The sequence below is a fragment of the Micromonospora sp. M61 genome, from assembly GCF_018070245.1.
Lineage (GTDB): Bacteria > Actinomycetota > Actinomycetes > Mycobacteriales > Micromonosporaceae > Micromonospora > Micromonospora zamorensis.
This window is the reverse complement of sequence record NZ_JAGPYA010000032.1, coordinates 27266-52809: the sequence shown is the minus strand read 5'-3', so window position 1 is coordinate 52809 and position 25544 is coordinate 27266. Positions and strand designations below refer to the sequence as shown.

The following is a 25544-nucleotide window of genomic DNA, read 5'->3' as shown; positions in this document are numbered from 1 at the left end:
ATCCGCCGCCGGCCCCGCGATGTGGGGGAGGGTCGTTGCTCGGCGCCGCTGGCATCCGTACGAGACGCGCGGTGCGTCTGCTCTTCGCGGTCAAACGCGGCTGGTACCGGCTCCGCTATCGGCGACTGACACTCGGCCGGGACGTGGAGATCCGTGGTCGGATCCGGCTGCGCCGCGGCGTGCGGGTGACCATCGGTGACCGCACCCGGTTGAACAAACTCGTCCGCTTCGCGGGCCCCGGCGAGGTGCGCGTCGGCGCCGACTGTCTGCTCAACGCGACCTGGATCGGCACCTGGACGTCGGTGACAGTGGGGGACCGGTGCCTCCTGTCGGACTGCGAGCTGCTCGACAACGACTTCCACAACCTGCCGCCCGCGCAGCGGCACGCGCCGCCCGGCCCCGCCACCCGCGCCCCGATCGTCCTCGAGGACAACGTGTGGGTCGGCGCGCACGCCCTGGTCATGAAGGGCGTGCGCATCGGCCGGGACAGCGTCGTGGGCGCGGCCACTGTGGTCCGGACGGACGTCGCACCCGGCGTCGTGGTCGTCGGCAATCCTCAACAGACGGTGAAGAAGTTCCATGACTGATGCAGCTCCCGGCACCTGGTCCACCGACGCCCCGTCCTCCGGGACCTCCGGCGCGGTGACACTGACCGACCTGCTGCGGGTGCCGATGCACCGGCTGCGGTTGGTGGCGGCGGTGGCGATGGTCGGTCTGCTCGCCGCGCTCGGCTACGTGCTGCTGGTGCCTGCGGCGATGAGCGCGAGCGCCGTGGTGGCGGTCCGGCCGGTGGTGACCGACGCGTTCACCCCCAGCGGCGCGGGCGCCGACCGCGCGGTCAACATGAACGTGGAGAGCGGCATCGCCACCGGCACCGAGGTGGTGCAGCGGCTCGCCGACTCCGCCGGCGGCGACCCGCGCGACATCCGCAACGCGCTCGAGGTCGAGGTGCCCACCGGTGGGCAGATCCTGCGCTTCACCTACCAGACGGGCGAAGCGCAGCGGGCGGTGCAGAGCGCCAACATGGCCGCCCAGGCCTACCTGGACGTGCGACGCACGATGTACGAGCAGCAGCGCGCCGAGATGCTGCGTTCCTACGACGAGAGCATCACCAAGGTCGTCGCCCAGCAGACCGCGCTGCAGAAGCGGGCGAACACCGCCAAGGACACCGCCGCCGGGGATGCGCTGGTGGCCGAGCTGGCCGGGATCAACAACCAGCTCACGCAACTCAACGCCGCCCGTACCGAGATCGCCGCGGTGGACGTCAACCCCGGGTGGGTCACCCAGACCGCCGAGAAGGCGCTGGTCACCTCCGCCGGGCACCGACTGCTCTATCTGGTCGCCGGGCTGCTCGGTGGGGCGCTGATCGGCATCGTGCTGGCGTACGCCTGGGAGTCGACCGACCGGCGGGTCCGTTCGGTGGCCGACGGGCGGGACGCCACCGGCCTGCCGCTGCTCGGCACTGTGCGCCGCCCGGCGTTGCGGGGCAGCGCCCGGGCGGTCGACGCCGACATCCGGTACGTGGCGATGGCCGTCGCCGAGCGGGTCCGTCAGCCCGCCCGGGTGGCGCTGCTCACCGCCCGGGAGGACGCCACCGCGCTCACCGCGGGGCTCGCGGTGGCGCTCGCCGCCGACGGTCGTGAGGTCTTCGTCGCCGACGACAGCGGGCGCACCGAGCGGCTGCGCGCCACAGTGCTCGCCGACCGGGGGCGGCTGCCCATCGACCCGTCCCGGCCGCTGGTGCCCAAGCCCCGCCCGGCCGGCAGCACCACGGTCGCCGCTGGCGCCACGGACGGCACGGCCGCCCGCCGACCCTCGCCGCACCCGCCCGGCGCCCGCCCGTCCACCGACCCGGACGCCACGCTGACACTGCCCCGGGTGTCGTCCGGCCGCCCGGACAACGGCCGGGTCGTCGACCCGGAGGAGGTGGCCGTGGGCGTGGGCAGCGTCCGGTTCGGCACCTGGCGGCAGGGTGCGGACCACGGCCTGGTGCTGTTCAACGCCCCGCCTGCGGAGTCCGACGAGCGCGGCGTCGCGGTGGCCCGGCAGGGCAGCGCGGTGGTGGTCGTCGAGCGGGACCGCACCCGGCAGAGCGACCTGCGCCGCCTCGTGGAGCGACTGCGCGCGGCCGGCGTCACCCCGCTGGGCTTCGTGCTCACGCGCAACGGCCGGGCCTGACGGTGTCGGTCACCCGCGCCCCGGCGACCGAACCGCCGCCCGGAGGCGCTCCGGCCGCCGTCGCCCCGGTGCCACGGCCCGCGCCGCCCCGACTGCCGCTCTGGCCGCTGTCGCTGATGTTCGGCCTGGTGCCGCTCTGGTGGCTGCTCGGCGCGTTCTACCTCGGCTGGCCCCTGCTGGGTGCACTGTTGTTCGCGTTGCTGCTCACCCGGGGGCGGGTGCCGCTGCCGCCGGCGGTGGGCATCTGGCTGCTGTTCCTGGCCATCGTGGTGGTCAGTGCCACCCAGCTCACGTCGCCCGCCTCGCTGCTGACGTTCGCGCTTCGGCTGGCCTTCTACCTGACCGCGCTGGTGGTCGGGGTCTACGTCTACGCCGCCGCGCGGGAACGCGCCAGCCTGATGGCGGTGCTCACCCCGCTCTGCGCGTTCTGGTTCGGGCTGGTGGCGCTGGGCTGGCTCGGGGTGCTGGTGCCCCGGTTGGCGATGACCACCCCGATGGAGGTGCTGCTGCCTTCAGGGGTGGCCGGCACCCCGTTCATCCAGGACATGGTGCACCTGACCACTGCGGAATACAGCGCCCGGTCGCTGAACCCGATCTACCGACCGGCCGCGCCCTTCGCGTACACGAACAACTACGGCAGCGCGTACGCCATGACCCTGCCGTGCATGGTCGCGTACGCGATGCTGCGTCGGCGGGGGGTGCTGCGCTGGGCGTTGCTGGCGTCGCTGCCGTTGTCGCTCGCGCCGGCGTTTCTCACCCTCAACCGGGCGATGTTCCTGAGCCTCGGCGCCGGGCTGGCGGTGCTCGGGGTGCGGGCCAGCCTGCGCGGCAACATCCGGGTCGCCGCCTCCATCGTCGGGGTGGTGGTGATCGGCGCGTTGGCCACGCTGTTCATTCCGATCACCGACCTGATCAGCCAACGGGTCGACTCCAGCGACACCAACACCGACCGGCTCTCGCTCTACACCGAGGTGATCCGCCGGGTGCAGGAGTCGCCGTGGTTGGGCTACGGCGCGCCGGTGAACGTCGACACCGTCTCCGCGGCCGCGCCGATCGGCACCCAGGGTCAGCTGTGGATGGTGCTGTTCAGCCACGGCGTGCCCGCGCTCATCTGTTTCCTGGCCTGGTTCGTCGCCGCCGCGGTGATCTGCGCGCGGGCGACCTCGGCGGCCGGGCAGTGGTTGGCGGTGGTGCCGGTGGTCTGCCTGGTCCAAGTCCCGTTCTACGGCATGGCCAATCAGAACCTGGCGGTCGCGTTCTTCGCTGTCGCCTTCGCGATGGCGCTCAGCGAACGCGAACGGCTGACCGGGTTGGCCGTACCGCGACCGCCCGCCACGCGGGACCCGGTGGTGCTCGCATGACCGCCGCCACCCGACCTCCGGTCGGCCCGACGCAAGTCGGCCCGGACGAGCCGGTGGCTCCGGCCGCCGCCGTGGCGGCAGACGCGGGTTCGGCCGAGACCCGCCGCAGCGCCCGCAGCGGCGTGGCCGGGCTGCTCGGCGCGGCCACCAGCGGCCTGTTCGGCTTCGTGCTGGCCGTGGTGATCACCCGGGGGTACGGCACGGCCGGCGCGGGCGCGTTCTTCGCCGCGATCGGGGTGGTCACCGTGGCCACCGCAGTGTGCACGCTCGGCGCGGAGACTGGCCTGATGTGGGCGCTGCCCCGCCGTACGGCCGGGGTGCGCGGGGACGCGGCGCGGCTGCTCCCGGTGGCGCTGATCCCGCCGCTGCTGGCCGGGCTCCTGGTCGCCGGCGTCGGCGTGCTGGTCGCCGACGCGCTCGCTCCCCGGCTGCTGGGCGGTTCCGGTGCGAGCGGCGACGCGCTGCTCACCGTCACGTTCGCCGCGGTGCCGGTGGTGGTCGCCATGACCCTGTTGCTGGCGGCGCTGCGCTGCGTGCGACCCATCCGGGCGTACGTGGGAGTGCAGTTCCTCCTGCTGCCGGTGGCCCGCCCGGTGCTGGTCGGCGCCGCCGCGCTCGCCGGTGGCGGCCTGCTCGCCGGCATGACCGGCTGGTTGGTGCCGGCGGCGTTGGCGCTGCTGGCCTGCCTCACCCTGGTCGCCGGCCCGCTCGGGTTGGGCCGGGGCGCGACGCTGCGCCCGGTTCGCTCCGACTGGTCGACGTTCTGGCGCTTCGCGCTGCCCCGGGCCGCCTCGGCGGCCATCGACGCGGGCAGCATGTGGGTGGGTGTGCTGCTCACCTCGGTGCTGGCCGGCCCGGCGGACGCGGGCGTGTTCGGCGCGGTCGGCCGGTACGTGCTGGCCGGCCAACTGGCCATGCAGGGCCTGCGGGTGGCGGTGTCGCCGCAGTTGTCCCGGCTGCTCGGGCGTGGCGAGCGGGCGGCGGCGGCGGCCGTGCACCGGCAGTTGACCATCTGGGGTCTGGTGCTGTCCTGGCCGGTGTACCTGCTGCTGGCGGTGTTCGCGCTGGCCTTCCTCCAGCTGTTCGGGCCGGAGTTCACCGCTGGCGTGCCGGCGATGACGGTGCTCGCGCTGGCGATGCTGGTCAACACCGGGGTGGGCAACGTGCAGAGCCTGCTGCTGATGGGTGGGCGCAGCGGGCTGCACCTGGTGGCCACGGTCGCCGGGTTGACGGTGACCGTCTCGCTGGGCCTCTGGCTGATCCCCAGCCACGGCGCCACTGGCGCGGCGGTGGCCTGGGCCGCGGGCATCGCCACCGAGAACCTCACCGCCGCCGGGTTCGCCCGGTCGGTGGTTCGGGAACCGCTGTTCGACGCCGCGATGGTGCGCGCCGCGGCGGTCACGGTCGCCGGTGTGGGATTGGCGGCCGGCGCCGGCGTGCTGGCGGGCGGTCGCGGCCTGCCCGGCCTGTTGGTGGCGCTGGCGGTGCTGCTGGCCGGCTGCGTCGGCATGTTGACGTTGCCCCGGGTGCGCGCCGGCATCCGGGGGACCATGAGGCAGATCCGTGCAGGGGACAACGCGGCCACGGCCGCCGAGCCCACTCCGGCATCGACGAGAGGCAGGTGAGGTCCGTCGTGGCGTCCATCCGTGACCGGGTCAAGCAGTTGGTCCCGACCCAGGTGACCACCCGGGTGAAGGAGTCGCTGGTCGACTACGGGGTACGCACCAGTGATCGCCGGCCGCTGCCGGACTTCCTGATCATCGGCACCAAGCGGGGTGGCACCACCTCCCTGTGGAACTACCTCATCCAGCACCCACTGGTGCCGCGCCTCTTTCCCGCGTGGAACACCAAGTCGGCGCACTACTTCGAGGAGCACTGGGCTCGCGGCGAGTCCTGGTACCGCTCGCACTTCCCGACCGAGCGGCAGCGGGACGCGCTGGCCAAGCGGCACGGCGGGCCGGTCCGGGTCGGTGAGGCAGCCCCGCTGTACATGTTCCACCCCCTCGCCGCGCAGCGGGTCGCCGCGCTGATGCCGACGGTGAGGCTGATCGTCCTGCTGCGGGACCCGGTGGAGCGGGCGTACTCGCACTGGAAGGAACGCCGCACCCACGGCATCGAGCCGTTGGACTTCCCCGACGCGCTGGCCGCCGAGCCGGAGCGCACGGCGGGGGAGCGGGAGCGGCTGATCGCCGAGCCGGAGTCGTTCAGCGAGGCGTACGACTGGTACACGTACCGGGCCCGGGGGCGCTACCTGGAACACCTGGAGCCGTGGTTGGAACGCTTCGACAGGCAGCAGATCCTCTTCCTGCCCAGCGAGGACCTCTACCGCGACTCCCGCGCGACCTATCGGCGCACGCTCGACTTCCTCGGGCTGCCGGCGTACGACCTGCCCAACTTCAAGGTCTACAACGACCGGCGCTCGTCGCCGTTGGAGCCGGCGGTGCGCGCGGAGCTGACCGACTACTACCGGCCGTACAACGACGCGTTGCGTCAGCGGCTCGGGCTGGACCTCGACTGGTCGGACCGTCCAGCGTGACGACGAGGGTGGGCCCGACCACGGACCCGCGCTCGCGGGTGGACGGTCTGGGCTGGGTGAGCCGCGCGGTCTTCCCGGACGACCGGGTCGGCCTGACCGTGGGCGGTGCCCTGCCGGCCGGTCACCAGGCGGTGGCCCGGTACGCGGTCGTGCCGTCGGTCGCCCGGGCGAGGTTCCTGGTGCCGCTGGGCTCATCCCGGGCCGGAGCGGCGTCGCTGCTGGCGTACAACGCCCTCCGGCCACCGAAGGTGCGCGCACTACGGGCGGTGCTGGGCGGCCTGGCCCGGTTCGGTCAGGTGGGCCTCGCGCCCTTTCCGACGCTGACCGTCTCGGTGCCCGCCGGAGCGTCGGCGGCCGAGCTGCTGCTGACCGAGCGGCTCGCCGCGGATCTGGGCGGCGCGCCGCTGCTGGCCGCCTGCGGGGTGCGGCCACCCGACCCGAACGCCAAGCCGACCCTGCAACTCTTCACCGCCGATGGTCGTCCGCGCGGGTACGCGAAGATCGGTTGGAACGACGCGACGCGCGCGCTGGTCACCGCGGAGGCGGCGGCGCTGCGGGCGTTGCGCGCGGTGACCGGCGTGCCGGATCACCCGACGCCGCCGGGGCTGCTCACCGAGACGGCGTGGGCGGGTCAGGTGGTCGCGGTGATCGAGCCGCTGCCACCAGGCGTACGCGGTGTGCCGGTCGACGACCCGCCACGGATCGCGGCGCTGCTCGCGGTCGCCCGACGCGGCGGCCCGGCGGGTACGCCCCGACCACTGGCCGGCTCCACCTTCCTGACCCGGTTGGCCGGGCTGGCCGACCGGGCCGCCGCTGCCGAGCCGGCCGGTGCGCGGGCGGTAGCCGCGGTTTCCGCGCTGGGCCGCCGGCATGGCGACACCCGTGTCGAGTTCGGCCACTGGCATGGTGACTGGGTGCCATGGAACCTGGGCTGGCATGCCGGCCAGTTGGTCGCCTGGGACTGGGAGCACAGCGGTCCGGACGTGCCGGTCGGGTTCGACCTGGCGCACGACGCGTTCCAACGGGCGCTGGTGCTGCGGGGAGAGTCGGCCGACGCGGCGGCATCGGCCGTCGACGGGCACCTGGGCCGGCACGGCGACCGACTCGGCCTCGACGCGGCGCAGCGTCGGCTGGTCGCGGACGCGTACCTGGTGGAGATGTGGTTGCGCACCTGGCGGCTGGCCGACGCGGGCGCCGGCTGGAACGCCGCGCTGCATCCCGCACTGCTGGACGTCATAGAGAAAAGACATAGCGGCTGATCCGGGGAATCGCGGCGTCGAGGATGCGGCGCAGAGTGACGACAAAATCGCAGGTGGTGATGACGGTCGATGGGTCCTCGGGCGATCGGTGCGCCGGACAGCCCGATGTGGAGATCGACATCTCGTCCGGTCGCGCTATTCAAGGACCGGGGAACGTGTGATCTGCTTCTGCGTGGCGTGAACTGAAATTCCAAGCGAACTTGTGGGGAGTCGCGTGGACACGAAGAACGATGACGGTACGGCGCCGGTGCTGCTGCTGGTCGGATCCAGCGGCGGACACCTGGCCCAACTACTCGCCCTGCGGCCCTGGTACGAACAGTGGCAGCGCTGCTGGGTCACCTTTGACACCCCGGAGGCGCTGTCCCTGCTCAACGGTGAGGATCTGGTGCCCGCGCACCACCCGACCACCCGCAACGTGCCGAACCTGCTGCGCAACGCGCTGCTGGCCTGGCGGGTCCTGCGGGCCCGGCGGGTCGCCGCGGTGGTCACCACCGGTGCCGGCGTGGCGGTGCCGTTCGTGGTGCTGGCCCGGCTGCGGCGCATCCCGACCGTCTACATCGAGGTGTACGACCGGATCGACACCCCGACGCTGACCGCCCGGCTCTGCCGCCCGTTCCTGTCCGCGATGCTCGTGCAGTGGGACGAGCAGCGCCGGCAGTACCCCGAGGCGACCGTCGTCGGGACGCTGCTGTGACCGGGGAGACGGGCACCGCCCGGCGTCCGCAGCCGCAGCCGACAGTGGAGTCGTCCCGCCTGCCGCGTCAGCGCGACAGCGCGTCGACGGCCCAGCTCAAACTGCTGGTGGCGGTCGGCACCGACAAGCACCCCTTCGACCGGCTCGTCGACTGGCTGGCGCAGTGGCACGCGCAGGTCACCGCCCCGGTCGGGCTGACCGTGCAGCACGGGCACACGAACGCGCCGTCGCTGCCCGGCGCGGTGCCGTTCCTCGGCCACGACGAGCTGCAGCAGGCGATGGCCCACGCCGACCTGGTGGTCTGCCACGGCGGCCCGGCGACCATCCTGGAGGCCCGCCGGCACGGCCACCTGCCCATCGTGGTTCCCCGGGACCCGACGCGCGGTGAGCACGTCGACGACCACCAGCTCCTCTTCGCCCGCCGCCTCGGCGCGGCCGGCCTGGTGGCGCTCTGCGAGACCCGGGAGGCACTGCACGACGCGTTGACGACCGGGCTGGCCGACCCTTCCCGGTACGCGGTGGCCGCCGACCCCGACGCACACGAGGCGCGACGGGCGGCGGTGGCCCGGGTCGGGCGGATCGTCGACGACCTGGTTGCCGGTTCGACCCCGCGCCCATCCCGGTGGCGGGTCCGGTCCCGGCCACGTCCGGGCACGAAGGAGACCCGATGACCCAGCAGCCCAGCGTCAGCGTCGTGGTGCCCACCCGGGACCGTCCCGAGCTGCTGCGGGCAGCGGTGCGCGCGATCCTGGCCCAGGAATACCAGGGCCCGATCGAGGCCGTGGTGGTGTTCGACCAGTCCGCGTCGGACGAGTCGCTGACCGAGCTGGCGACCGGCCCGGACCGCGCGGTGCGGGTGATCCACAACTCCCGTACGCCCGGGTTGGCCGGTGCGCGCAACAGCGGGACCGTCGCGTCCAGCGGTGAGCTGGTCGCGTTCTGCGACGACGACGACGAGTGGCTGCCCGGCAAGCTGGCCGCCCAGGTCGACGCGCTGGCCGCCCACCCGGAATCCGAGTTCGTCTGCTGCGGCATCCGCGTCAGCTACGACGGGCACACCGTCGACCGGGTGCTCGACAAGGACCGGATCACCCTGGACGACCTGCTGCGCGACCGGATGACGGAGCTGCACCCGTCGACCTTCCTGATCCGCGCCAGCGCGCTGCGCGACGGTTTCGGTCTGGTCGACGAGGAGATCCCGGGCAGCTACGCGGAGGACTACGAGTTCCTGCTCCGGGCCGCGCGCAGCGCGCCGCTGATCAACCTGCGTACGCCGTCGGTGCTGGTCCGCTGGCACAAGCGCTCGTACTTCGCGCAGCGGTGGGACACCATCTCCGAGGCGTTGCAGTGGTTGCTGGAGCGCTACCCGGAGTTCGCCACCCAACCGGCCGGTGCGGCCCGCGTCGCCGGGCAGATCGCGTTCGCGCAGGCCGCCTCCGGTGACCGCCGGGGCGCGTTGCGCTGGGCGCGACGCACCCTGCGCAGCAATCCGCGCGAGCCGCGCGCCTACCTGGCCCTCGCCGTCGCCGGTCGGGTGGTCCGGGCCGACGCGGTGCTGCGCACCCTGCACAAGCGCGGTCGGGGGATCTGAGCCGCCGCCGGCACCCGCTCACCGACCGGGTGCCGGCGTCCGCAGGGCGGGACGCGCCGGGCAGCACGGCGGGGCGGCCACCGGCCGTGACAGACTGACCGACGTGTTGCGCTGGCTGACTGCAGGTGAATCGCACGGTCCCGCCCTCGTCGCGATGATGGAGGGGGTGCCGGCCGGCATCGAGGTGACCACAACCGTGATCGCCGACGAGCTGGCCCGCCGGCGGCTGGGCTACGGCCGTGGCGCCCGGATGTCGTTCGAACGCGACGAGGTCGAGCTGCTCGGCGGCCTGCGGCACGGCGTCACCCTGGGCAGCCCGGTGGCCATCCGGGTCGGCAACTCCGAGTGGCCGAAGTGGCAGACCGTGATGGCCGCCGACCCGGTCGACCCCGACGAGCTGGCCCGGCAGGCCCGCAACGCCCCGCTGACCCGCCCCCGGCCGGGCCACGCCGACCTGGCCGGCATGCAGAAGTACGGCCACACCGACGCCCGGCCGATCCTGGAACGCGCCAGCGCCCGGGAGACCGCCGCCCGGGTCGCCGTCGGCGCGGTCGCGAAGGCCCTGATCCGTCAGGCGCTCGGCATCGAGATCGTCTCGCACGTCGTCGAGCTGGGTCCGGTGGCCGCGAAGCCCGGTCTGCGCCCCACTCCGTCCGACGCCGCCCGCATCGACGCCGACCCGCTGCGCTGCCTCGACGCGGAGGCCAGCGCCCTGATGGTCGCCGAGGTCGATGCCGCGAAGAAGGCCGCCGACACCCTCGGTGGCGTGGTCGAGGTCCTGGCGTACGGGGTGCCACCGGGGTTGGGCAGCCACGTGCAGTGGGACCGCAAGCTCGACGCCCGACTGGCCACCGCGCTGATGTCCATCCAGGCGATCAAGGGCGTGGAGATCGGTGACGGCTGGCAGCAGGCCCGGTCCCGTGGCTCGCAGGCGCACGACGAGATCATTCCGTCGGCCACCGGCGTCCGCCGGGTAACCGACCGGGCCGGCGGGCTGGAGGGCGGCATCACCACCGGTGAGCCGCTGCGGGTCCGCGCCGCGATGAAGCCGATCTCGTCGCTCAACAGGGCGCTGGCCACCGTGGACGTCACGACCGGCGAGCCGGCCACCGCGATCAACCAGCGGTCCGACGTGTGCGCGGTGCCCGCCGCGGCGGTCGTCGCCGAGGCGATGGTGGCGCTGGTGCTTGCCGAGGCGGCCACCGAGAAGTTCGGTGGCGACTCGATCGCCGAGATCCGCCGCAACCTGGCCGGATACCTCGACGCGTTGGTCATCCGCTGATGGCCCCGCTCGTCGTGCTGGTCGGCGCGCCCGGCTGCGGCAAGACCACCGTCGGGCGGGCGCTCGCCGACGCCCTCGGGGTGGAGTTCCGCGACACCGACACCGACATCGAGCAGATGGCCGGTAAGCCGATCCCGGAGATCTTCATCGACGAGGGTGAGGCGCACTTCCGTACCCTGGAGCGGGCCGCGGTGGCCGCGGCGCTGGCTGCCGGCACGGGCGTGCTCGCCCTCGGCGGCGGCGCGGTGCTGGCCGAGGAGACCCGGGCCGCCCTGGTGGGGCACCGGGTGGTGCACCTCTCGGTCGAGTTGCCCGACGCGGTGAAGCGGGTCGGGCTCGGCACCGGCCGGCCGCTGTTGGCGCTCAATCCGCGGGCCACGCTCAAGCACCTGATGGACCAGCGCCGGCCGCTCTACGCCGAGGTCGCCACCGCGACGGTGACCACCGACGGGCGGGCCCCGGCGGCGATCGTCGACGAGATCACCGCCCTGCTGCCCCGCTGACGTCGGCCCGGCCGGTGAGCTACCGGCCGGGCGACGGGTGCCCTTCCCGAGGCAGCGCTCAGCCTCGGGCCGCGGCGTCGAGCACGTCGGCCAGGGCCTTCGGCTCGCTGAGCATCGGCCAGTGCCCGGTGGGCAGCGCGAACAGCTTGCCACCGGCCAACCCGGTGAAGTACGGGTGCCCCTCGCTGATCATCTGCTCCACCACCGCCAGCGGAAACGTGCAGGCGACCAGTGCGGTCGGCACCGGACGCCCGCCGGTGCGCCGCACCGGGTCGGTGGCGGCCCGTAGCGGCTGCGGGGTGGCCCGGGCGCGGAGCAGGGCCAGCGTCGGCTCGTCCAGGCCGGCCAGGTTGGTCGGGTCGGCGGCCGGATCCCAGGCCGGCGGCGGCAGCAGGTGCCCGTCGCCGATCGCGGCCCGCAGGTGCTGCTGCTCCTCCGGGGGCACTGTGTCGAACTGCGCGGTGCCGTCGGGCAGCGGACCACTCTCCACGTAGACCACCCGGGCGATGCGGTCCGGGATGCGGTCCGCCGCCTGGGCGACCGGCATGCCGCCGCCGGAGTGCCCGACCAGCAGCACGTCGCGCAGATCCTCGACCTCGATCAGCCGGACGATGTCGCGGGTGTGCGTCTCCAGACTCACCTCCGGCCCGGCCAGGTGGTCGCGCTCGGCCAACCCGGTCAGCGTCATCGGGTGCACGTCGTGACCCTGCGCGCGCAGGGTCGCGGTCACCTCCCGCCACGCCCAGGCCCCCAACCAGAAGCCCGGCACCAGTACGAACGTCGCCATCTGTCGCTCCTTCTCTCGGTTACCGACAGACCGTACGATCGAATCCGGACAGGATCCGCCCGGTTTGGAGGAGTGGCCCGTGTCACATCCCGCCGGTCGGGTGCTGGCTCTGCTGGAGTTGCTCCAGGCCCGGCACCGCGCGACCGCCACCGAGTTGGCCGCACGGCTCGGCGTCGACGAGCGGACCGTGCGCCGGTACGCGGCCACCCTGGTCGAGTTGGGCATCCCGGTCACCGCCGACCGGGGCCGCCACGGCGGCTACCGGCTGCACCCGGGCTACAAGCTGCCACCGCTGATGCTCACCGACGACGAGGCGGTGGCGGTGCTGCTCGGCCTGGTCGTCGCCGAGCGGGTCGGGCTGGCCACCGAGCAGCCCGCCACGGCCACGGCACTCGCGAAGATCCGCCGGGTGCTGCCGGCGGCCCTCGCCGACCGACTCGCGGCCGTGCAGGAGCACCTCGGTTTCACCCTGCGACGCCCCGAACCGGAGCTGCGGCCGGCGTCGGGCACCCTGCTCGCCCTGGCCTCGGCCGCCCGGCACCGGCAGCGGGTGGCACTGGACTACCGCTCCTGGCGCGGTGAGCAGTCGCACCGGGAGCTCGACCCGTACGGTCTGGTCTTCCACTCCGGCCGGTGGTACGTCACCGGCCACGACCACCGGCGCGGCGAGGTCCGCACGTTCCGGTTGGACCGCATCGGCACCGTGACGCCGGGCGGGGCGACGTTCACCGTCCCGGAGGGCTTCGACCCGGTGGCGCGGGTGACCCGGTCACTGGCCGGTGTGCCGTACACACACGAGGTCGAGGTGCTGCTGGAGACCGACCTGGTCACCGCCCGTCGCCGCATCCCGCCCAGCGTGGCCGAGCTGACCGCCGCCACCGACGGGGTGCTGCTGCGGGCCCGCGCGGAGAGCCTGCCGGGTATGGCCGCGCTGCTCGCCGGCCTGGGCTGCCCGTTCACGGTGCGACACCCGGACGCGCTGCGCGCCGAGGTGGCCGAGCACGCCCGACTGCTCGCCGATTGGGCGGCCCGGCCAGCAGGTGGGCAGCCGCCCGCACCACGTCGTCCGCTCGACTAGGCTGCCGGCGATGGACGAGGTGACCCGGATTCCGGTCGGCGGCGAGCGGCCGTACGACGTGTTGGTGGGGCGTGACCTGCTGGGCGCGCTGCCCGGCCTGCTGCCCGGCGCGAGCCGTGCGGCGGTGCTGCACGCGCCCCCGCTCAAGGCCCTGGCGGACGCGCTCGGCGAGCGGCTGCGCGCCGCCGGCATCGAGCCGCTGCCGATCGAGGTGCCCGACGCCGAGTCGGGCAAGCAGATCGACGTGGCCGCCGGCTGCTGGGACCGGCTCGGGGCCGCCGGCTTCACCCGTACCGACGCTGTCGTCGGGGTGGGCGGCGGCGCGGTGACCGACCTGGCCGGGTTCGTCGCGGCCTGCTGGTTGCGCGGGGTGCGCTGGGTTCCGGTGGCGACCTCGCTGCTGGGCATGGTCGACGCCGCCGTCGGCGGCAAGACGGGCATCAACACGGCCGCCGGCAAGAACCTGGTGGGCGCGTTCCACCCGCCGGTCGGTGTGCTGGCCGACCTGGCCACCCTGGACAGTCTGCCCGCTGTCGACCTGGCCGCCGGGCTCGCCGAGGTGGTCAAGTGCGGGTTCATCGCCGACCCGGCGATCCTGGACCTCGTCGAGCGCGACCCGGAGGCGGCCACCGACGCACGCGGCCCGGTGACGCGGGAGCTGATCGAGCGGGCGATCCGGGTCAAGGCCGACGTGGTCGCCGGTGACCTGCGCGAGTCGGGCGTGCGGGAGGTGCTCAACTACGGTCACACCCTCGCCCACGCGATCGAGCAGAACGAGGGCTACCGCTGGCGGCACGGTCACGCCGTCGCCGTCGGTCTGGTATACGCCGCCGCGCTGGCCCGGCTCGCCGGCCGGCTCGACGCCCCGACCGCCGACCGGCACCGGGTCACCCTGACCGCGCTCGGTCTGCCGGTTAGCTACCCGGCCGACGCCTGGCCGCAGCTGCTGGCCGCGATGCGGGTCGACAAGAAGGCCCGGGGCAGTCGGCTGCGCTTCGTGGTGCTGGACGGGCTGGCCCGCCCGGCGATGCTGGAGGGCCCGGACGACGCGCTGCTGGAGGCCGCCTACCGGGAGGTGGCAACGCCGTGAAGGTCTACGTCCTGAACGGGCCGAACCTGGGCCGGTTGGGCACCCGCGAGCCCGAGGTGTACGGCGCGACCACCTACGCCGACCTGGTGGCGCTCTGCGAGCGCACCGGTGAGCAACTGGGGTTGGACGTGACGGTCCGGCAGACCGACGCCGAGCACGAACTGCTCGGCTGGCTGCACGCCGCCGCCGACCTGGCTGCCGCGGTGGTGCTCAACCCGGCCGCCTGGTCGCACTACTCGTACGCGGTGCGCGACGCGTGCGCGATGCTGCGGGGGCCGTTGGTGGAGGTGCACCTGTCCAACATCCACGCCCGTGAGGGGTTCCGGCACCATTCGGTGGTGTCCGCGGTGGCGACCGGGGTGATCTGCGGTCTCGGTATCGACGGTTATCGTCTCGCACTGCACCACCTGGCCACCCGAGCCGCCTGACCGGCGGCTTCCCGCCCGCCGCACCCGACCTTTCACCGTCTTTCTCGCCGGTCTGTGGCAAATCACCGATTGTGATCGCCAACTCTCGTCGGCGAGCGTCACTCCGCGTCCCCCGCCCGGCGCTAGGGCACCTGCCTGCTCGCTCCCTTTGCTCTGCACCTGCGGATGCGACAGGGCGGTGAGCTGCGAATATGTGAGCTGCGTTGCCGTAGGGGCGACAGCCTGCCGGTACGGTGCGTGACTGTCGCATATAGGCATGCAAAGCAAAGGGGGTCGACCAGGGGAGGGGCGCCTTCTTTGGAAAGTCACTATGCGTTATCTCCGTGGGTGTCGATGCCCAAGGGGTGGCCCGCGCCGAAGTAGGGCGGTCAGCGAGTCTCGGCGCAGCTAGTAGACTCGTAAGGTCTGTCCGCCAATTGATGATCAAGGCAGGAAATGGCCTCCACCAACGACCTCAAAAACGGCCTGGTTCTCAACCTGGACGGCGAGCTCTGGGCCGTCGTCGAGTTCCAGCACGTCAAGCCCGGTAAGGGTGGTGCCTTCGTGCGCACCACGCTGAAGAACGTGCTGTCCGGGAAGGTGGTCGACAAGACCTTCAACGCGGGCACCAAGGTCGAAACCGCGACCGTTGACAAGCGCACGATGCAATATCTCTACGCCGACGGCGAAGACTTCGTCTTCATGGATCTGGAGACCTTCGACCAGATCACCGTGCCCGGTGGCACCGTCGGTGAGGCAGCCAACTACCTGCTGCCCGAGGCGGAGGCGACCGTCGCCCAGCACGAGGGGGTGCCGCTCTACATCGAGCTGCCCACCAGTGTCGTGCTGGAGGTCACCTACACCGAGCCGGGCCTGCAGGGCGACCGTTCGACCGGTGGCACCAAGCCGGCGACCGTGGAGACCGGTGCCACAGTGCCGGTTCCGCTGTTCATCACCACCGGTGAGAAGATCAAGGTCGACACCCGCGACGGCCGTTACCTCGGCCGCGCCTGATGGCTGAGGGTTCCAAGCAGCAGATGCCGGCGCGCCGCAAGGCGCGCAAGCGGGCGCTGGATGTCCTCTACGAGTCCGACCTACGAGACAAGCCTCCGGTGGAGGTGCTCGCCGGCTACGTGCAGCGGATCGAGCAGCCCCGACCGGAGCACCTGGGCTACGCGGTGGGCCTGGTCGAGGGTGTCGCCGAGCACCTTGACCGGATCGACGAGCTCATCGCCAGTTACGCCGAGGGATGGACGCTGGAGCGGATGCCGGTCGTCGACCGGAATCTGGCCCGGATCGCCGTCTACGAGCTGCTCTACGTCGACGAGATCGACGACGCGGTGGCGATCAGCGAGGCCGTTGAGCTGGCCCGCCAGATGTCCACCGACGATTCGCCGCGCTTTCTCAACGGGGTGCTCGGCCGGATCGCCGAGTACGCCACCCGCTGAGCGTCGGACCGACGAACGCCGCAACGCGAAAGGGCCCGTGCCATCCGGCACGGGCCCTTTCGGTGGAGCCGCAGATCAGGTGAAGCGACAGCTCAGGAGGCGAAGAACGCCCGGGGGTCGGCCACCAGCACACCGTGCTCGGTGAGCCGCTCGATCAGGCCCGACGGTGAGGCGTCGTACACGATCGCGAGTGCCCGCAGGTCGTCGGCTCGGATGGAGAGCACCCGGCCGTTGTAGTCGCCGCGCTGCTGCTGGATGGCGCGGGCGTAGCGCGCGACGTAGGCCAGGTCCTCGGAGGCCTCGTCGTAGAGCCGCTCCAGGTCCAGGACGATCTTGCTGGTGGGCTCGTGACGGACACCACTGCCGTCAGGCAGCAGCTCCGAGACGGGGACACGGTAGAACTCGGCCAGCTCGGCCAGACGGGACACCGTCACGGCCCGGTCGCCACGCTCGTACGAGCCGACCACCACGGCCTTCCACCGCCCGTTCGACTTCTCCTCCACACCCTGCAGGGAAAGACCCTGCTGCTGGCGGATGGAGCGCAGGCGGGCGCCCAGAGACTTGGCGTATTCAGAGGGCATTCGGACACTCCCAGTGCTGCTCGGGGTTCTCCCGTCGATCGCTACGGAGCGTGACGGTACGGGGAATGGGACACGTGGTCAAGTGGTCGTGACCCTACCGTTGGGGAGCGTCTGGGAAGTTATCCCCTTTTCATGGTCCTGATCCGGTGGTCAGTGGCCGCCGTCCATCGGCCCGGTGACCACTGGTAACGTGGCGTGAAGCCCCGGCTCAGGAGTGCTCTGCGGTCCGGCCGGAGGTGCCCGACATCCTTTAACGACCCGTCCAGTGAGGCGGGGAAGGAGGTCCGCCGTGGCATACCCACCGGCTGCCCGCTCGTCACCACCGCGACAACCCTCGGTGAAGGTGATCCTCGCCAGCGCCGACGTGCAACGCGTGGTCGACCGCATCGCCCACCAGATCCTGGAGAAGACCCAGGGCGCCGCCAACACGGTGCTTCTTGGGATTCCCACCAGAGGAACCCCCCTCGCTCGGCGGCTCGCCGACCGGATCAGCACCTTCGAGGACGTCGCCGTTCCGGTCGGTGTGCTCGACATCACCCTCTACCGCGACGACCTGCGCCGGCACGCCACCCGCGCGATCGGCCCGACCGAGCTGCCGCCCGGCGGTATCGACGGCAAGCGGGTCATCCTCGTCGACGACGTGTTGTTCTCCGGCCGTACCGTCCGGGCCGCGCTCGACGCGCTCAACGACGTGGGCCGACCAGCGTCCGTGCAGCTCGCCGTCCTGGTCGATCGCGGCCACCGGGAGCTGCCGATCCGCGCCGACTACGTCGGCAAGAACATCCCGACCTCGCTCGCCGAGAGCGTGAAGGTGACGCTCGCCGAGACCGACGGGACGGACGAGGTCAAGCTCTACGGGGGACCCACCTCATGATCAAGCATCTGCTCTCCGGCGCCGACCTGGACGCCGCGACCGCCACCGAGATCCTGGACACCGCCGCCGAGATGGCCACCGTCGCCGGCCGGGAGATCAAGAAACTGCCCGCGCTGCGCGGCCGGACCGTGGTGAACCTCTTCTACGAGGACTCCACCCGCACCCGGATCTCCTTCGAGGCGGCGGCGAAGCGGCTCAGCGCCGACGTGATCAACTTTTCCGCGAAGGGGTCCAGCGTCACCAAGGGTGAGAGCCTGAAGGACACCGCGCTGACCCTGCAGGCCATGGGCGCCGACGCCGTGGTCGTCCGGCACCCGGCCTCCGGCGCGCCGCACCGACTGGCCAACTGGGTCGACGGGTCGGTCGTCAACGCCGGCGACGGCACCCACGAGCACCCCACCCAGGCACTGCTGGACGCATACACCATGCGGTCCCGGCTGGGCCGGTTGGCCGGCCTGTCGGTCGCGGTCGTCGGGGACGTCCTGCACTCCCGGGTCGCCCGCTCCAACGTGCTGCTGCTCTCCACCCTCGGCGCCAAGGTCACCCTGGTCGGCCCGCCCACCCTCATCCCGGTCGACATCGCCGGAGCGTTGGCGCCGGCCACCGACGTCTCCTACGACCTGGACTCGGTGCTGCCGAATGTCGACGTGGTGATGATGCTGCGGGTGCAGCGGGAACGGATGAACGACTCCTACTTCCCCTCCGCGCGCGAGTACGCCCGCCGCTACGGGCTGGACGGCCCGCGGATGCGCCGGCTGCCGGAGCACGCGATCGTCATGCACCCCGGCCCGATGAACCGGGGGATGGAGATCACCCCCGAGGTCGCCGACTCACCCCGCTCCACCATCGTCGAACAGGTCACCAACGGGGTCTCCGTGCGGATGGCTGTCCTTTACCTGCTGCTCGGAGGGAACAACCGGTGAGCGCGTACCTGATCACCAGCGTGAGCGTCGTCGGCGGCCCGCCGACCGATCTGCTGATCCGCGACGGCGTGGTGGCCGAGGTCGGCGCCGGCCTGTCCGCGCCGGACGCCACCGTCATCGACGGCACCGGGCTGGTCGCCCTGCCCGGCCTCGTCGACCTGCACACCCACCTGCGCGAGCCCGGCCGGGAGGACGCCGAGACCGTCGAGTCCGGGTCCCGCGCGGCGGCGATGGGGGGCTACACGGCGGTCTGCGCGATGGCCAACACCTCCCCGGTCGCGGACACCGCCGGCGTGGTCGAGCAGGTCTGGCGGCTGGGCCGCGAGGCCGGGCTGGTCGACGTGCAGCCGATCGGCGCGGTCACCGTCGGGCTCGCCGGCGAGCGGCTGGCCGAGCTGGGCGCGATGGCCGACTCCGCGGCCCGGGTGCGGATCTTCTCCGACGACGGGCACTGCGTCGCCGACCCGTTGCTGATGCGCCGGGCCCTGGAGTACGTCAAGGCGTTCGACGGGATCATCGCCCAGCACGCCGAGGAGCCCCGGCTCACCGAGGGCGCCCAGATGCACGAGGGTGAGGTCTCCACCCGGCTCGGGCTGATCGGCTGGCCGGCGGTCGCCGAGGAGGCGATCATCGCCCGCGACGTGCTGCTCACCGAACACGTCGGCAGCCGACTGCACGTCTGCCACGTCTCCACCGCCGGCAGCGTCGAGGTGCTGCGCCAGGCAAAGGCACGCGGCGTACGCGTCACCGCCGAGGTCACCCCGCACCACCTGCTGCTCACCGACCAGCGTGCGGAGAGCTACGACCCGGTCTTCAAGGTCAACCCGCCGCTGCGGACGGCCGCGGACATCGCCGCGCTGCGCGCCGCGCTCGCCGACGGTGTGATCGACGTGATCGCCACCGACCACGCCCCGCACGCCGTGGAGGACAAGGAGTGCGAGTGGGCGTACGCCCGGCCGGGGATGCTCGGCCTGGAGACCGCCCTGTCCATCGCGCTCGACGTGCTCGGTCCCGAGTGGGACCTGATCGCCGAGCGGATGTCGCGCTCCCCAGCCCGGATCGCGGGGCTGACCGGGCACGGCATCGACCCGGCACCCGGCGTGCCGGCCAACCTGACCCTGATCGACCCGGCCGCCCACCGCACCATCGAGCCGGCGGAGCTGGCCAGTCGCAGTCGCAACACCCCGTACGCCCGCATGACGCTGCCGGGTCGCATCGTGGCGACCTTCCTGCGTGGCGAGCCGACGGTCCTGGACGGAAAGGCTGTCAAGTAATGGTCAAGCGCAGACCCGCAACCCTGGTCCTGGAGGACGGGCGCACGTTCCCCGGTGAGGCGTACGGCAGCGTCGGGGAGACCTTCGGCGAGGCGGTCTTCAACACCGGCATGACCGGCTACCAGGAGACACTCACCGACCCGTCGTACCACCGGCAGGTGGTGGTGCAGACCGCACCGCACATCGGCAACACCGGAGTCAACGGCGAGGACGACGAGTCCGGCCGGATCTGGGTGGCCGGTTACGTCGTACGCGACCCGGCCCGGATCGGCTCGAACTGGCGCGCCACCGGCGGCCTGGAGGACCGGCTCGCCACCGAGGGTGTGGTGGGCATCAGCGGGGTGGACACCCGGGCGCTGACCCGGCACCTGCGCGAGCGTGGCGCCATGCGGGTGGGCATCTCCAGCGTCGACAACGACCCGCAGAGCCTCCTGACCCGCGTCCGCCAGGCACCGCAGATGGTCGGCGCGGACCTGTCCGCCGAGGTGACCACCGCCCAGCCGTACGTCGTCGAGGCTATCGGCGAGCACCGGTTCACCGTGGCGGCCCTCGACCTGGGCATCAAGCGCAACGTGCCGCGCCGGCTCGCCACCCGTGGGGTGACCACCCACGTGCTGCCGGCCTCGTCGAGCATCGACGACCTGCTCGCCACCGGCGCCGACGCGATCTTCCTGTCGCCCGGTCCGGGCGACCCGGCCACCGCCGACGCCCCGGTGGCGCTGGCCCGGGAGGCGCTGCGGCGGGAGGTGCCGCTGTTCGGCATCTGCTTCGGCAGCCAGATCCTCGGCCGGGCGCTCGGCTTCGGCACCTACAAGCTGGGCTACGGCCACCGGGGGATCAACCAGCCGGTGCTCGACCGGGTCACCGGCAAGGTCGAGGTGACCAGCCACAACCATGGCTTCGCGGTCAAGGTGCCGGGCGCGGGTGCTGGCGCGGTGGTCCCCGACCAGGTGATCGACACCGACTTCGGCGGCGTCCAGGTGTCGCACGTCTGCCTCAATGACAACGTGGTCGAGGGGCTGCGGGCCGTGGACGTGCCCGCGTTCACGGTGCAGTACCACCCGGAGGCGGCGGCCGGCCCGCACGACGCGGACTACCTCTTCGACCGATTCGCCGACTTGATCGAGGGTCGGAACCACAGCAGGGGGCGCAGCAATGCCTAAGCGGACCGATCTCAAGCACATCCTCGTGATCGGCTCCGGGCCGATCGTCATCGGGCAGGCCTGCGAGTTCGACTACTCCGGCACCCAGGCGTGCCGGGTGCTGCGCAGTGAGGGGATCCGGGTCAGCCTGGTCAACTCCAACCCGGCGACGATCATGACGGACCCGGAGTTCGCCGACGCCACCTACGTCGAGCCGATCACCCCGGAGTTCGTGGAGCTGGTCATCGCCAAGGAGCGCCCCGACGCGATCCTGGCGACCCTCGGCGGGCAGACCGCGCTGAACACGGCCGTCGCGCTGCACGAGGGCGGCGTCCTGGAGAAGTACGGCGTGGAGTTGATCGGCGCGAACATCGACGCCATCAACCGGGGCGAGGACCGGCAGCTGTTCAAGGAGATCGTGGCGAAGGCCGGGGTCCGCCTGGGCGTCGACGACCCGACCGGGCTGGTGCCCCGCTCCCGGGTCTGCCACTCGATGGACGAGGTCGAGGCGACCGTCGCCGAGCTGGGTCTGCCGGTGGTGATCCGGCCGTCGTTCACCATGGGTGGCCTGGGCTCCGGCATGGCGCACACCCCGGAGGACCTGGCCCGCATCGCCGGCGACGGCCTGTCCGCCAGCCCGGTGCATGAGGTGCTCATCGAGGAGAGCGTGCTCGGTTGGAAGGAGTACGAGCTTGAGCTGATGCGCGACCGGCGGGACAACGTCGTGGTGGTCTGCTCGATCGAGAACATCGACCCGATGGGCGTGCACACCGGCGACAGCGTCACAGTGGCCCCGGCCATGACGCTCACCGACCGGGAGTACCAGCGCCTGCGTGACCTGGGCATCGCCGTGCTGCGCGAGGTCGGGGTGGACACCGGCGGCTGCAACATCCAGTTTGCGGTCAACCCGGTCGACGGCCGGATCGTCGTGATCGAGATGAACCCCCGGGTGTCGCGCTCCTCGGCGCTGGCCTCCAAGGCGACCGGCTTCCCGATCGCGAAGATCGCCGCGAAGCTGGCCATCGGCTACACCCTCGACGAGATCCCCAACGACATCACCCTGAAGACCCCGGCGGCGTTCGAGCCGACCCTGGACTACGTGGTGGTGAAGATCCCCCGGTTCGCGTTCGAGAAGTTCCCCGGTGCGGACCCGGAGCTGACCACCACGATGAAGTCGGTGGGTGAGGCGATGAGCCTCGGGCGCAACTTCACCGAGGCGCTGAACAAGGCGATGCGCTCGATGGAGACCAAGGCCGCCGGTTTCTGGACCGTGCCGGACCCGGCCGACGTCACGCTCGCGGACACTCTCGCCGCGTTGCGGATCCCGCACGACGGCCGGCTGTACACCGTCGAGCGGGCGCTGCGCCTCGGCGCGTCGATCGCCGAGGTCGCCGAGGCCTCCGGCGGGATCGACCCGTGGTTCCTCGACCAGATCGCCGCCCTGATCGAGCTGCGTACGGAGATCGTGGACGCGCCGGTGCTCGACGCCGACCTGTTGCGGGTGGCGAAGCGGGCCGGGCTGTCCGACCGGCAGCTCGCCGCGCTGCGCCCGGAGCTGGCCGCCGAGGACGGCGTACGGACCCTGCGGCATCGCCTCGACGTGCGTCCGGTCTACAAGACGGTGGACACCTGCGCGGCCGAGTTCGAGGCCACCACGCCGTACCACTACTCGACGTACGACCTGGAGACCGAGGTCGTGCCGTCGGACCGGCCGAAGGTGCTGATCCTGGGCTCCGGCCCGAACCGGATCGGGCAGGGCATCGAGTTCGACTACTCCTGCGTGCACGCGGTGCAGGCGCTGCGGGCGGCCGGCTACGAGACGGTCATGGTCAACTGCAACCCGGAGACGGTGTCGACCGACTACGACACCGCCGACCGGCTCTACTTCGAGCCGCTGACCTTCGAGGACGTCCTGGAGGTCTGGCACGCGGAGGACTCGTCCGGCCGGGCGGCCGGCGGGCCGGGCGTGGTCGGGGTGGTCGTACAGCTCGGCGGGCAGACGCCGCTGGGCCTGGCGCAGCGGCTCAAGAACGCCGGCGTGCCGATCGTCGGCACCTCCCCGGAGTCGATCCACCTGGCCGAGGAGCGCGGCGCGTTCGGCACGGTGCTGGCCCGGGCCGGGCTGCGCGCGCCGGCGCACGGCATGGCCACGTCCTATGACGAGGCCAAGACGATCGCCGACGAGATCGGTTACCCGGTGCTGGTCCGGCCGTCGTACGTGCTGGGCGGTCGGGGCATGGAGATCGTCTACGACGACCCGACGCTGCGCGACTACATCGGACGCGCCACCGACATCTCTCCGGATCACCCGGTGCTGGTGGACCGGTTCCTCGACGACGCCATCGAGATCGACGTGGACGCGCTCTGCGACGCGGACGGCGAGGTCTACATCGGCGGCGTGATGGAGCACATCGAGGAGGCCGGCATCCACTCCGGCGACTCGTCCTGCGCGTTGCCGCCGATCACCCTCGCCGGCTCGCACCTGGCCGAGGTGCGCCGCTACACCGAGGCCATCGCGCGTGGTGTCGGCGTCCGCGGCCTGCTCAACGTGCAGTACGCGCTCAAGGACGACGTGCTCTACGTCCTGGAGGCCAACCCGCGGGCGTCGCGGACCGTTCCGTTCGTCTCCAAGGCGACGGCGGTGCCGCTGGCCAAGGCGGCGGCCCGGATCGCGCTCGGCGCGAGCATCGCCGAGTTGCGCGCCGAGGGCCTGCTGCCGGCGACCGGGGACGGGGGCACGATGCCCGCCGACGCGCCGATCGCGGTCAAGGAGGCGGTGCTGCCGTTCAAGCGTTTCCGGACGCGCGCCGGCAAGGGAATCGACTCGCTGCTCGGGCCGGAGATGAAGTCGACCGGCGAGGTGATGGGCATCGACACCAACTTCGGGCACGCGTTCGCCAAGAGCCAGTCGGCGGCGTACGGCTCGCTGCCGACCGCGGGGAAGATCTTCGTGTCGGTGGCCAACCGGGACAAGCGCGGCATGATCTTCCCGATCAAGCGGCTGGCCGATCTGGGCTTCGAGATCGTCGCGACGGCCGGCACGGCCGAGGTGCTGCGCCGGCACGGCATCGCCTGCGAGCAGATCCGTAAGCACTACCAGGCCGGTGAGGGCGACGACGCGGTGTCGCTGATCGGTGGCGGCCACGTGGCGCTGGTGATCAACACGCCGCAGGGCTCGGGTGCCAGTGCCCGCTCGGACGGCTACGAGATCCGCAGCGCGGCCGTCACCGCCGACATCCCCTGCATCACCACGGTTCCCGGCGCCGCCGCGGCCGTGATGGGCATCGAGGCGCGGATCCGCGGCGACATGCAGGTACGCCCCCTGCAGGACCTTCACGCCACCCTGCGGGCGGCCCAGTGACCCTGTTCGAGCGGGTGGTACGCCCCCAGTTGTTCCGGCTCGGCGGTGGGGACGCCGAGGTGGCGCACGAGTGGACACTGCGGCGGTTGAGCGCGCTGTCGCGGCGTCCGGTGGCCCTCGCCGCGCTGCGGGCCCGGTACGCGGTCAACGCGCCGCGCACCGTTTTCGGCGTGCGGTTCCCCAACCCGGTCGGGCTGGCCGCCGGCATGGACAAGGACGGCGCGGCGCTGCCGGCCTGGCCGGCGCTCGGCTTCGGTTTCGTCGAGGTCGGCACTGTCACCGCGCACGCCCAGCCGGGCAACCCACGGCCGCGGCTGTTCCGCCTGCCGGCCAGTGAGGCCGTGGTCAACCGGATGGGCTTCAACAACGCCGGGGCCGCCGCGCTGGCCACCCGGCTGGCGGCGCTGCCGCGCCCGCTCGGGGTGCCGTTGGGCATCTCGCTGGGCAAGTCCAAGGTGACCCCGCTCGACGAGGCGGTCGAGGACTACCTCGCCTCGTACCGGGCGCTGCGCGGGCACGGCGACTACTTCGCCGTGAACGTGTCCTCACCGAACACGCCGGGGCTGCGCTCGTTGCAGGACCGCGCCCACCTGGACGCGCTGCTCGGCGCCCTGGTGGGGGAGAAGCCGGTGCTGGTCAAGATCGCGCCGGACCTGACCGAGGCGGCGATCGCCGAGCTGTTGGAGGTGTGCCTGGCCCGGGGCGCCGCCGGGGTGATCGCCACCAACACCACCCTGGCCCGTACCGGTCTGGCCACTGTGGACGCCGAGCGCGGCGCCCAGGCGGGTGGTCTGTCCGGTCGGCCCCTGACCACGCGGGCCCGCGACGTCGTCGCCTTCGTGCACTCCGAAACCGGTGGCCGGCTACCGATCGTCGGCGTCGGCGGGGTGCTCGACCCGGACGACGCGGCACGGATGTTCGACGCCGGCGCGTCCCTGGTGCAGCTCTACACGGGCTTCATCTACCGGGGCCCGGCCCTGGTGCGCGCCGCCGCCCGCGCGACGGCCGCAACCGTGGCACCGGAACCGGTCGCCGGTCGGTGACCGCCCCCGGTCCGGTGCTGGCCCGGCGCAACCGGGCGCCGAGCCCGCTGCGCGCCGAGGAGCCCACCCCCGCTGTTGCCCCTTTGCTCTGCACCCGTGGATGCACCACCCGGAGCGCGACACCCGGCCACC

24 protein-coding genes are annotated in these 25544 nt (G+C 72.5%); 22 read left to right on the top strand and 2 right to left on the bottom strand.

Annotation, left to right across the window (positions count from 1 at the left end; all coding sequences use genetic code 11):
• Positions 1-71: 71 nt before the first annotated feature.
• From KBX34_RS19485 to KBX34_RS19435, 11 genes are all read left to right on the top strand, one after another.
• On the top strand, positions 72-587 hold the full coding sequence (locus tag KBX34_RS19485; protein ID WP_231927317.1) for a DapH/DapD/GlmU-related protein: 516 nt from the start codon (positions 72-74) through the stop codon (positions 585-587).
• Positions 580-2178, top strand: a complete 1599-nt coding sequence (locus KBX34_RS19480; protein ID WP_210926162.1) for a lipopolysaccharide biosynthesis protein — start codon at positions 580-582, stop codon at positions 2176-2178. The genes KBX34_RS19485 and KBX34_RS19480 overlap by 8 nt, the downstream gene beginning before the upstream one ends.
• Before the next feature lie 68 nt (positions 2179-2246).
• The gene (locus KBX34_RS19475; RefSeq protein ID WP_307871438.1) at positions 2247-3539 is read left to right on the top strand and encodes an O-antigen ligase family protein; all 1293 of its coding nucleotides are present in this window, start codon (positions 2247-2249) and stop codon (positions 3537-3539) included.
• The gene (locus KBX34_RS19470; RefSeq protein ID WP_247671993.1) at positions 3536-5164 is read left to right on the top strand and encodes a lipopolysaccharide biosynthesis protein; all 1629 of its coding nucleotides are present in this window, start codon (positions 3536-3538) and stop codon (positions 5162-5164) included. The genes KBX34_RS19475 and KBX34_RS19470 overlap by 4 nt, the downstream gene beginning before the upstream one ends.
• A gap of 8 nt (positions 5165-5172) precedes the next feature.
• Positions 5173-6075: a sulfotransferase domain-containing protein gene (locus KBX34_RS19465; RefSeq protein ID WP_210926191.1), complete on the top strand. Its 903-nt coding sequence runs from the start codon at positions 5173-5175 to the stop codon at positions 6073-6075.
• Positions 6072-7334 carry a hypothetical protein gene (locus KBX34_RS19460; RefSeq protein WP_210926160.1) on the top strand — a complete coding sequence of 421 codons (1263 nt, stop codon included), beginning with the start codon at positions 6072-6074 and terminating at the stop codon, positions 7332-7334. The genes KBX34_RS19465 and KBX34_RS19460 overlap by 4 nt, the downstream gene beginning before the upstream one ends.
• Positions 7335-7548: 214 nt before the next feature.
• Positions 7549-8028 carry a UDP-N-acetylglucosamine--LPS N-acetylglucosamine transferase gene (locus KBX34_RS19455; RefSeq protein ID WP_088947445.1) on the top strand — a complete coding sequence of 160 codons (480 nt, stop codon included), beginning with the start codon at positions 7549-7551 and terminating at the stop codon, positions 8026-8028.
• Positions 8025-8699: a glycosyltransferase gene (locus KBX34_RS19450; protein WP_210926159.1), complete on the top strand. Its 675-nt coding sequence runs from the start codon at positions 8025-8027 to the stop codon at positions 8697-8699. The genes KBX34_RS19455 and KBX34_RS19450 overlap by 4 nt, the downstream gene beginning before the upstream one ends.
• A complete protein-coding gene (locus KBX34_RS19445; protein WP_210926158.1) occupies positions 8696-9619 on the top strand; it encodes a glycosyltransferase family 2 protein in 924 nt (307 codons plus the stop codon). Before KBX34_RS19450 ends, KBX34_RS19445 begins: the two co-directional genes overlap by 4 nt.
• A 103-nt stretch (positions 9620-9722) precedes the next feature.
• Positions 9723-10901 carry a chorismate synthase gene (gene aroC / locus KBX34_RS19440; protein WP_099852256.1) on the top strand — a complete coding sequence of 393 codons (1179 nt, stop codon included), beginning with the start codon at positions 9723-9725 and terminating at the stop codon, positions 10899-10901.
• Positions 10901-11404 carry a shikimate kinase gene (locus KBX34_RS19435; protein WP_099852257.1) on the top strand — a complete coding sequence of 168 codons (504 nt, stop codon included), beginning with the start codon at positions 10901-10903 and terminating at the stop codon, positions 11402-11404. The genes aroC and KBX34_RS19435 overlap by 1 nt, the downstream gene beginning before the upstream one ends.
• 58 nt (positions 11405-11462) lie before the next feature.
• Here the strand turns inward: KBX34_RS19435 and KBX34_RS19430 are convergent, their stop codons facing one another.
• On the bottom strand, positions 11463-12191 hold the full coding sequence (locus KBX34_RS19430) for an alpha/beta fold hydrolase (RefSeq protein ID WP_210926157.1): 729 nt from the start codon (positions 12189-12191) through the stop codon (positions 11463-11465).
• A 79-nt stretch (positions 12192-12270) separates the two neighbouring features.
• Here KBX34_RS19430 and KBX34_RS19425 point away from each other — a divergent pair, with 79 nt between their 5' ends.
• The 5 genes from KBX34_RS19425 to nusB all read left to right on the top strand — a co-directional run bounded on the left by KBX34_RS19425 (position 12271) and on the right by nusB (position 16214).
• Positions 12271-13269, top strand: coding sequence for a YafY family protein (locus tag KBX34_RS19425; protein ID WP_210926156.1), 999 nt, complete (start codon positions 12271-12273; stop codon positions 13267-13269).
• A gap of 10 nt (positions 13270-13279) precedes the next feature.
• Positions 13280-14359 carry a 3-dehydroquinate synthase gene (aroB, locus tag KBX34_RS19420; RefSeq protein WP_210926155.1) on the top strand — a complete coding sequence of 360 codons (1080 nt, stop codon included), beginning with the start codon at positions 13280-13282 and terminating at the stop codon, positions 14357-14359.
• Positions 14356-14787, top strand: coding sequence for a type II 3-dehydroquinate dehydratase (aroQ, locus tag KBX34_RS19415; RefSeq protein WP_210793019.1), 432 nt, complete (start codon positions 14356-14358; stop codon positions 14785-14787). Before aroB ends, aroQ begins: the two co-directional genes overlap by 4 nt.
• Before the next feature lie 435 nt (positions 14788-15222).
• The gene (gene efp, locus KBX34_RS19410; RefSeq protein ID WP_007458344.1) at positions 15223-15780 is read left to right on the top strand and encodes an elongation factor P; all 558 of its coding nucleotides are present in this window, start codon (positions 15223-15225) and stop codon (positions 15778-15780) included.
• Positions 15781-15803: 23 nt separating this feature from the next.
• Complete coding sequence (gene nusB, locus KBX34_RS19405) at positions 15804-16214, top strand: transcription antitermination factor NusB (RefSeq protein WP_172862180.1); 411 nt, start codon at positions 15804-15806, stop codon at positions 16212-16214.
• A gap of 92 nt (positions 16215-16306) precedes the next feature.
• Here the strand turns inward: nusB and KBX34_RS19400 are convergent, their stop codons facing one another.
• Positions 16307-16795, bottom strand: coding sequence for a transcriptional regulator (locus KBX34_RS19400; protein ID WP_007458348.1), 489 nt, complete (start codon positions 16793-16795; stop codon positions 16307-16309).
• A gap of 289 nt (positions 16796-17084) precedes the next feature.
• On the opposite strand from KBX34_RS19400, the gene pyrR reads away from it, so the two are divergent.
• From pyrR to KBX34_RS19370, 6 genes are read left to right on the top strand one after another with little or no spacing between them, the layout of a single operon-like run.
• Entirely contained in the window at positions 17085-17669 is a 585-nt protein-coding gene (gene pyrR, locus KBX34_RS19395) for a bifunctional pyr operon transcriptional regulator/uracil phosphoribosyltransferase PyrR (protein WP_088947454.1), read from the top strand.
• Positions 17666-18592, top strand: a complete 927-nt coding sequence (locus KBX34_RS19390; RefSeq protein ID WP_088947455.1) for an aspartate carbamoyltransferase catalytic subunit — start codon at positions 17666-17668, stop codon at positions 18590-18592. The genes pyrR and KBX34_RS19390 overlap by 4 nt, the downstream gene beginning before the upstream one ends.
• On the top strand, positions 18589-19866 hold the full coding sequence (locus KBX34_RS19385) for a dihydroorotase (RefSeq protein ID WP_210926154.1): 1278 nt from the start codon (positions 18589-18591) through the stop codon (positions 19864-19866). The genes KBX34_RS19390 and KBX34_RS19385 overlap by 4 nt, the downstream gene beginning before the upstream one ends.
• Entirely contained in the window at positions 19866-21029 is a 1164-nt protein-coding gene (gene carA / locus KBX34_RS19380; RefSeq protein WP_210926152.1) for a glutamine-hydrolyzing carbamoyl-phosphate synthase small subunit, read from the top strand. The genes KBX34_RS19385 and carA overlap by 1 nt, the downstream gene beginning before the upstream one ends.
• Positions 21022-24369 (top strand): carbamoyl-phosphate synthase large subunit, encoded by a 3348-nt coding sequence (carB, locus tag KBX34_RS19375; RefSeq protein WP_088947458.1) that lies wholly within the window; start codon positions 21022-21024, stop codon positions 24367-24369. Before carA ends, carB begins: the two co-directional genes overlap by 8 nt.
• The gene (locus tag KBX34_RS19370; protein ID WP_185755264.1) at positions 24366-25412 is read left to right on the top strand and encodes a quinone-dependent dihydroorotate dehydrogenase; all 1047 of its coding nucleotides are present in this window, start codon (positions 24366-24368) and stop codon (positions 25410-25412) included. Before carB ends, KBX34_RS19370 begins: the two co-directional genes overlap by 4 nt.
• Positions 25413-25544: the final 132 nt, after the last annotated feature.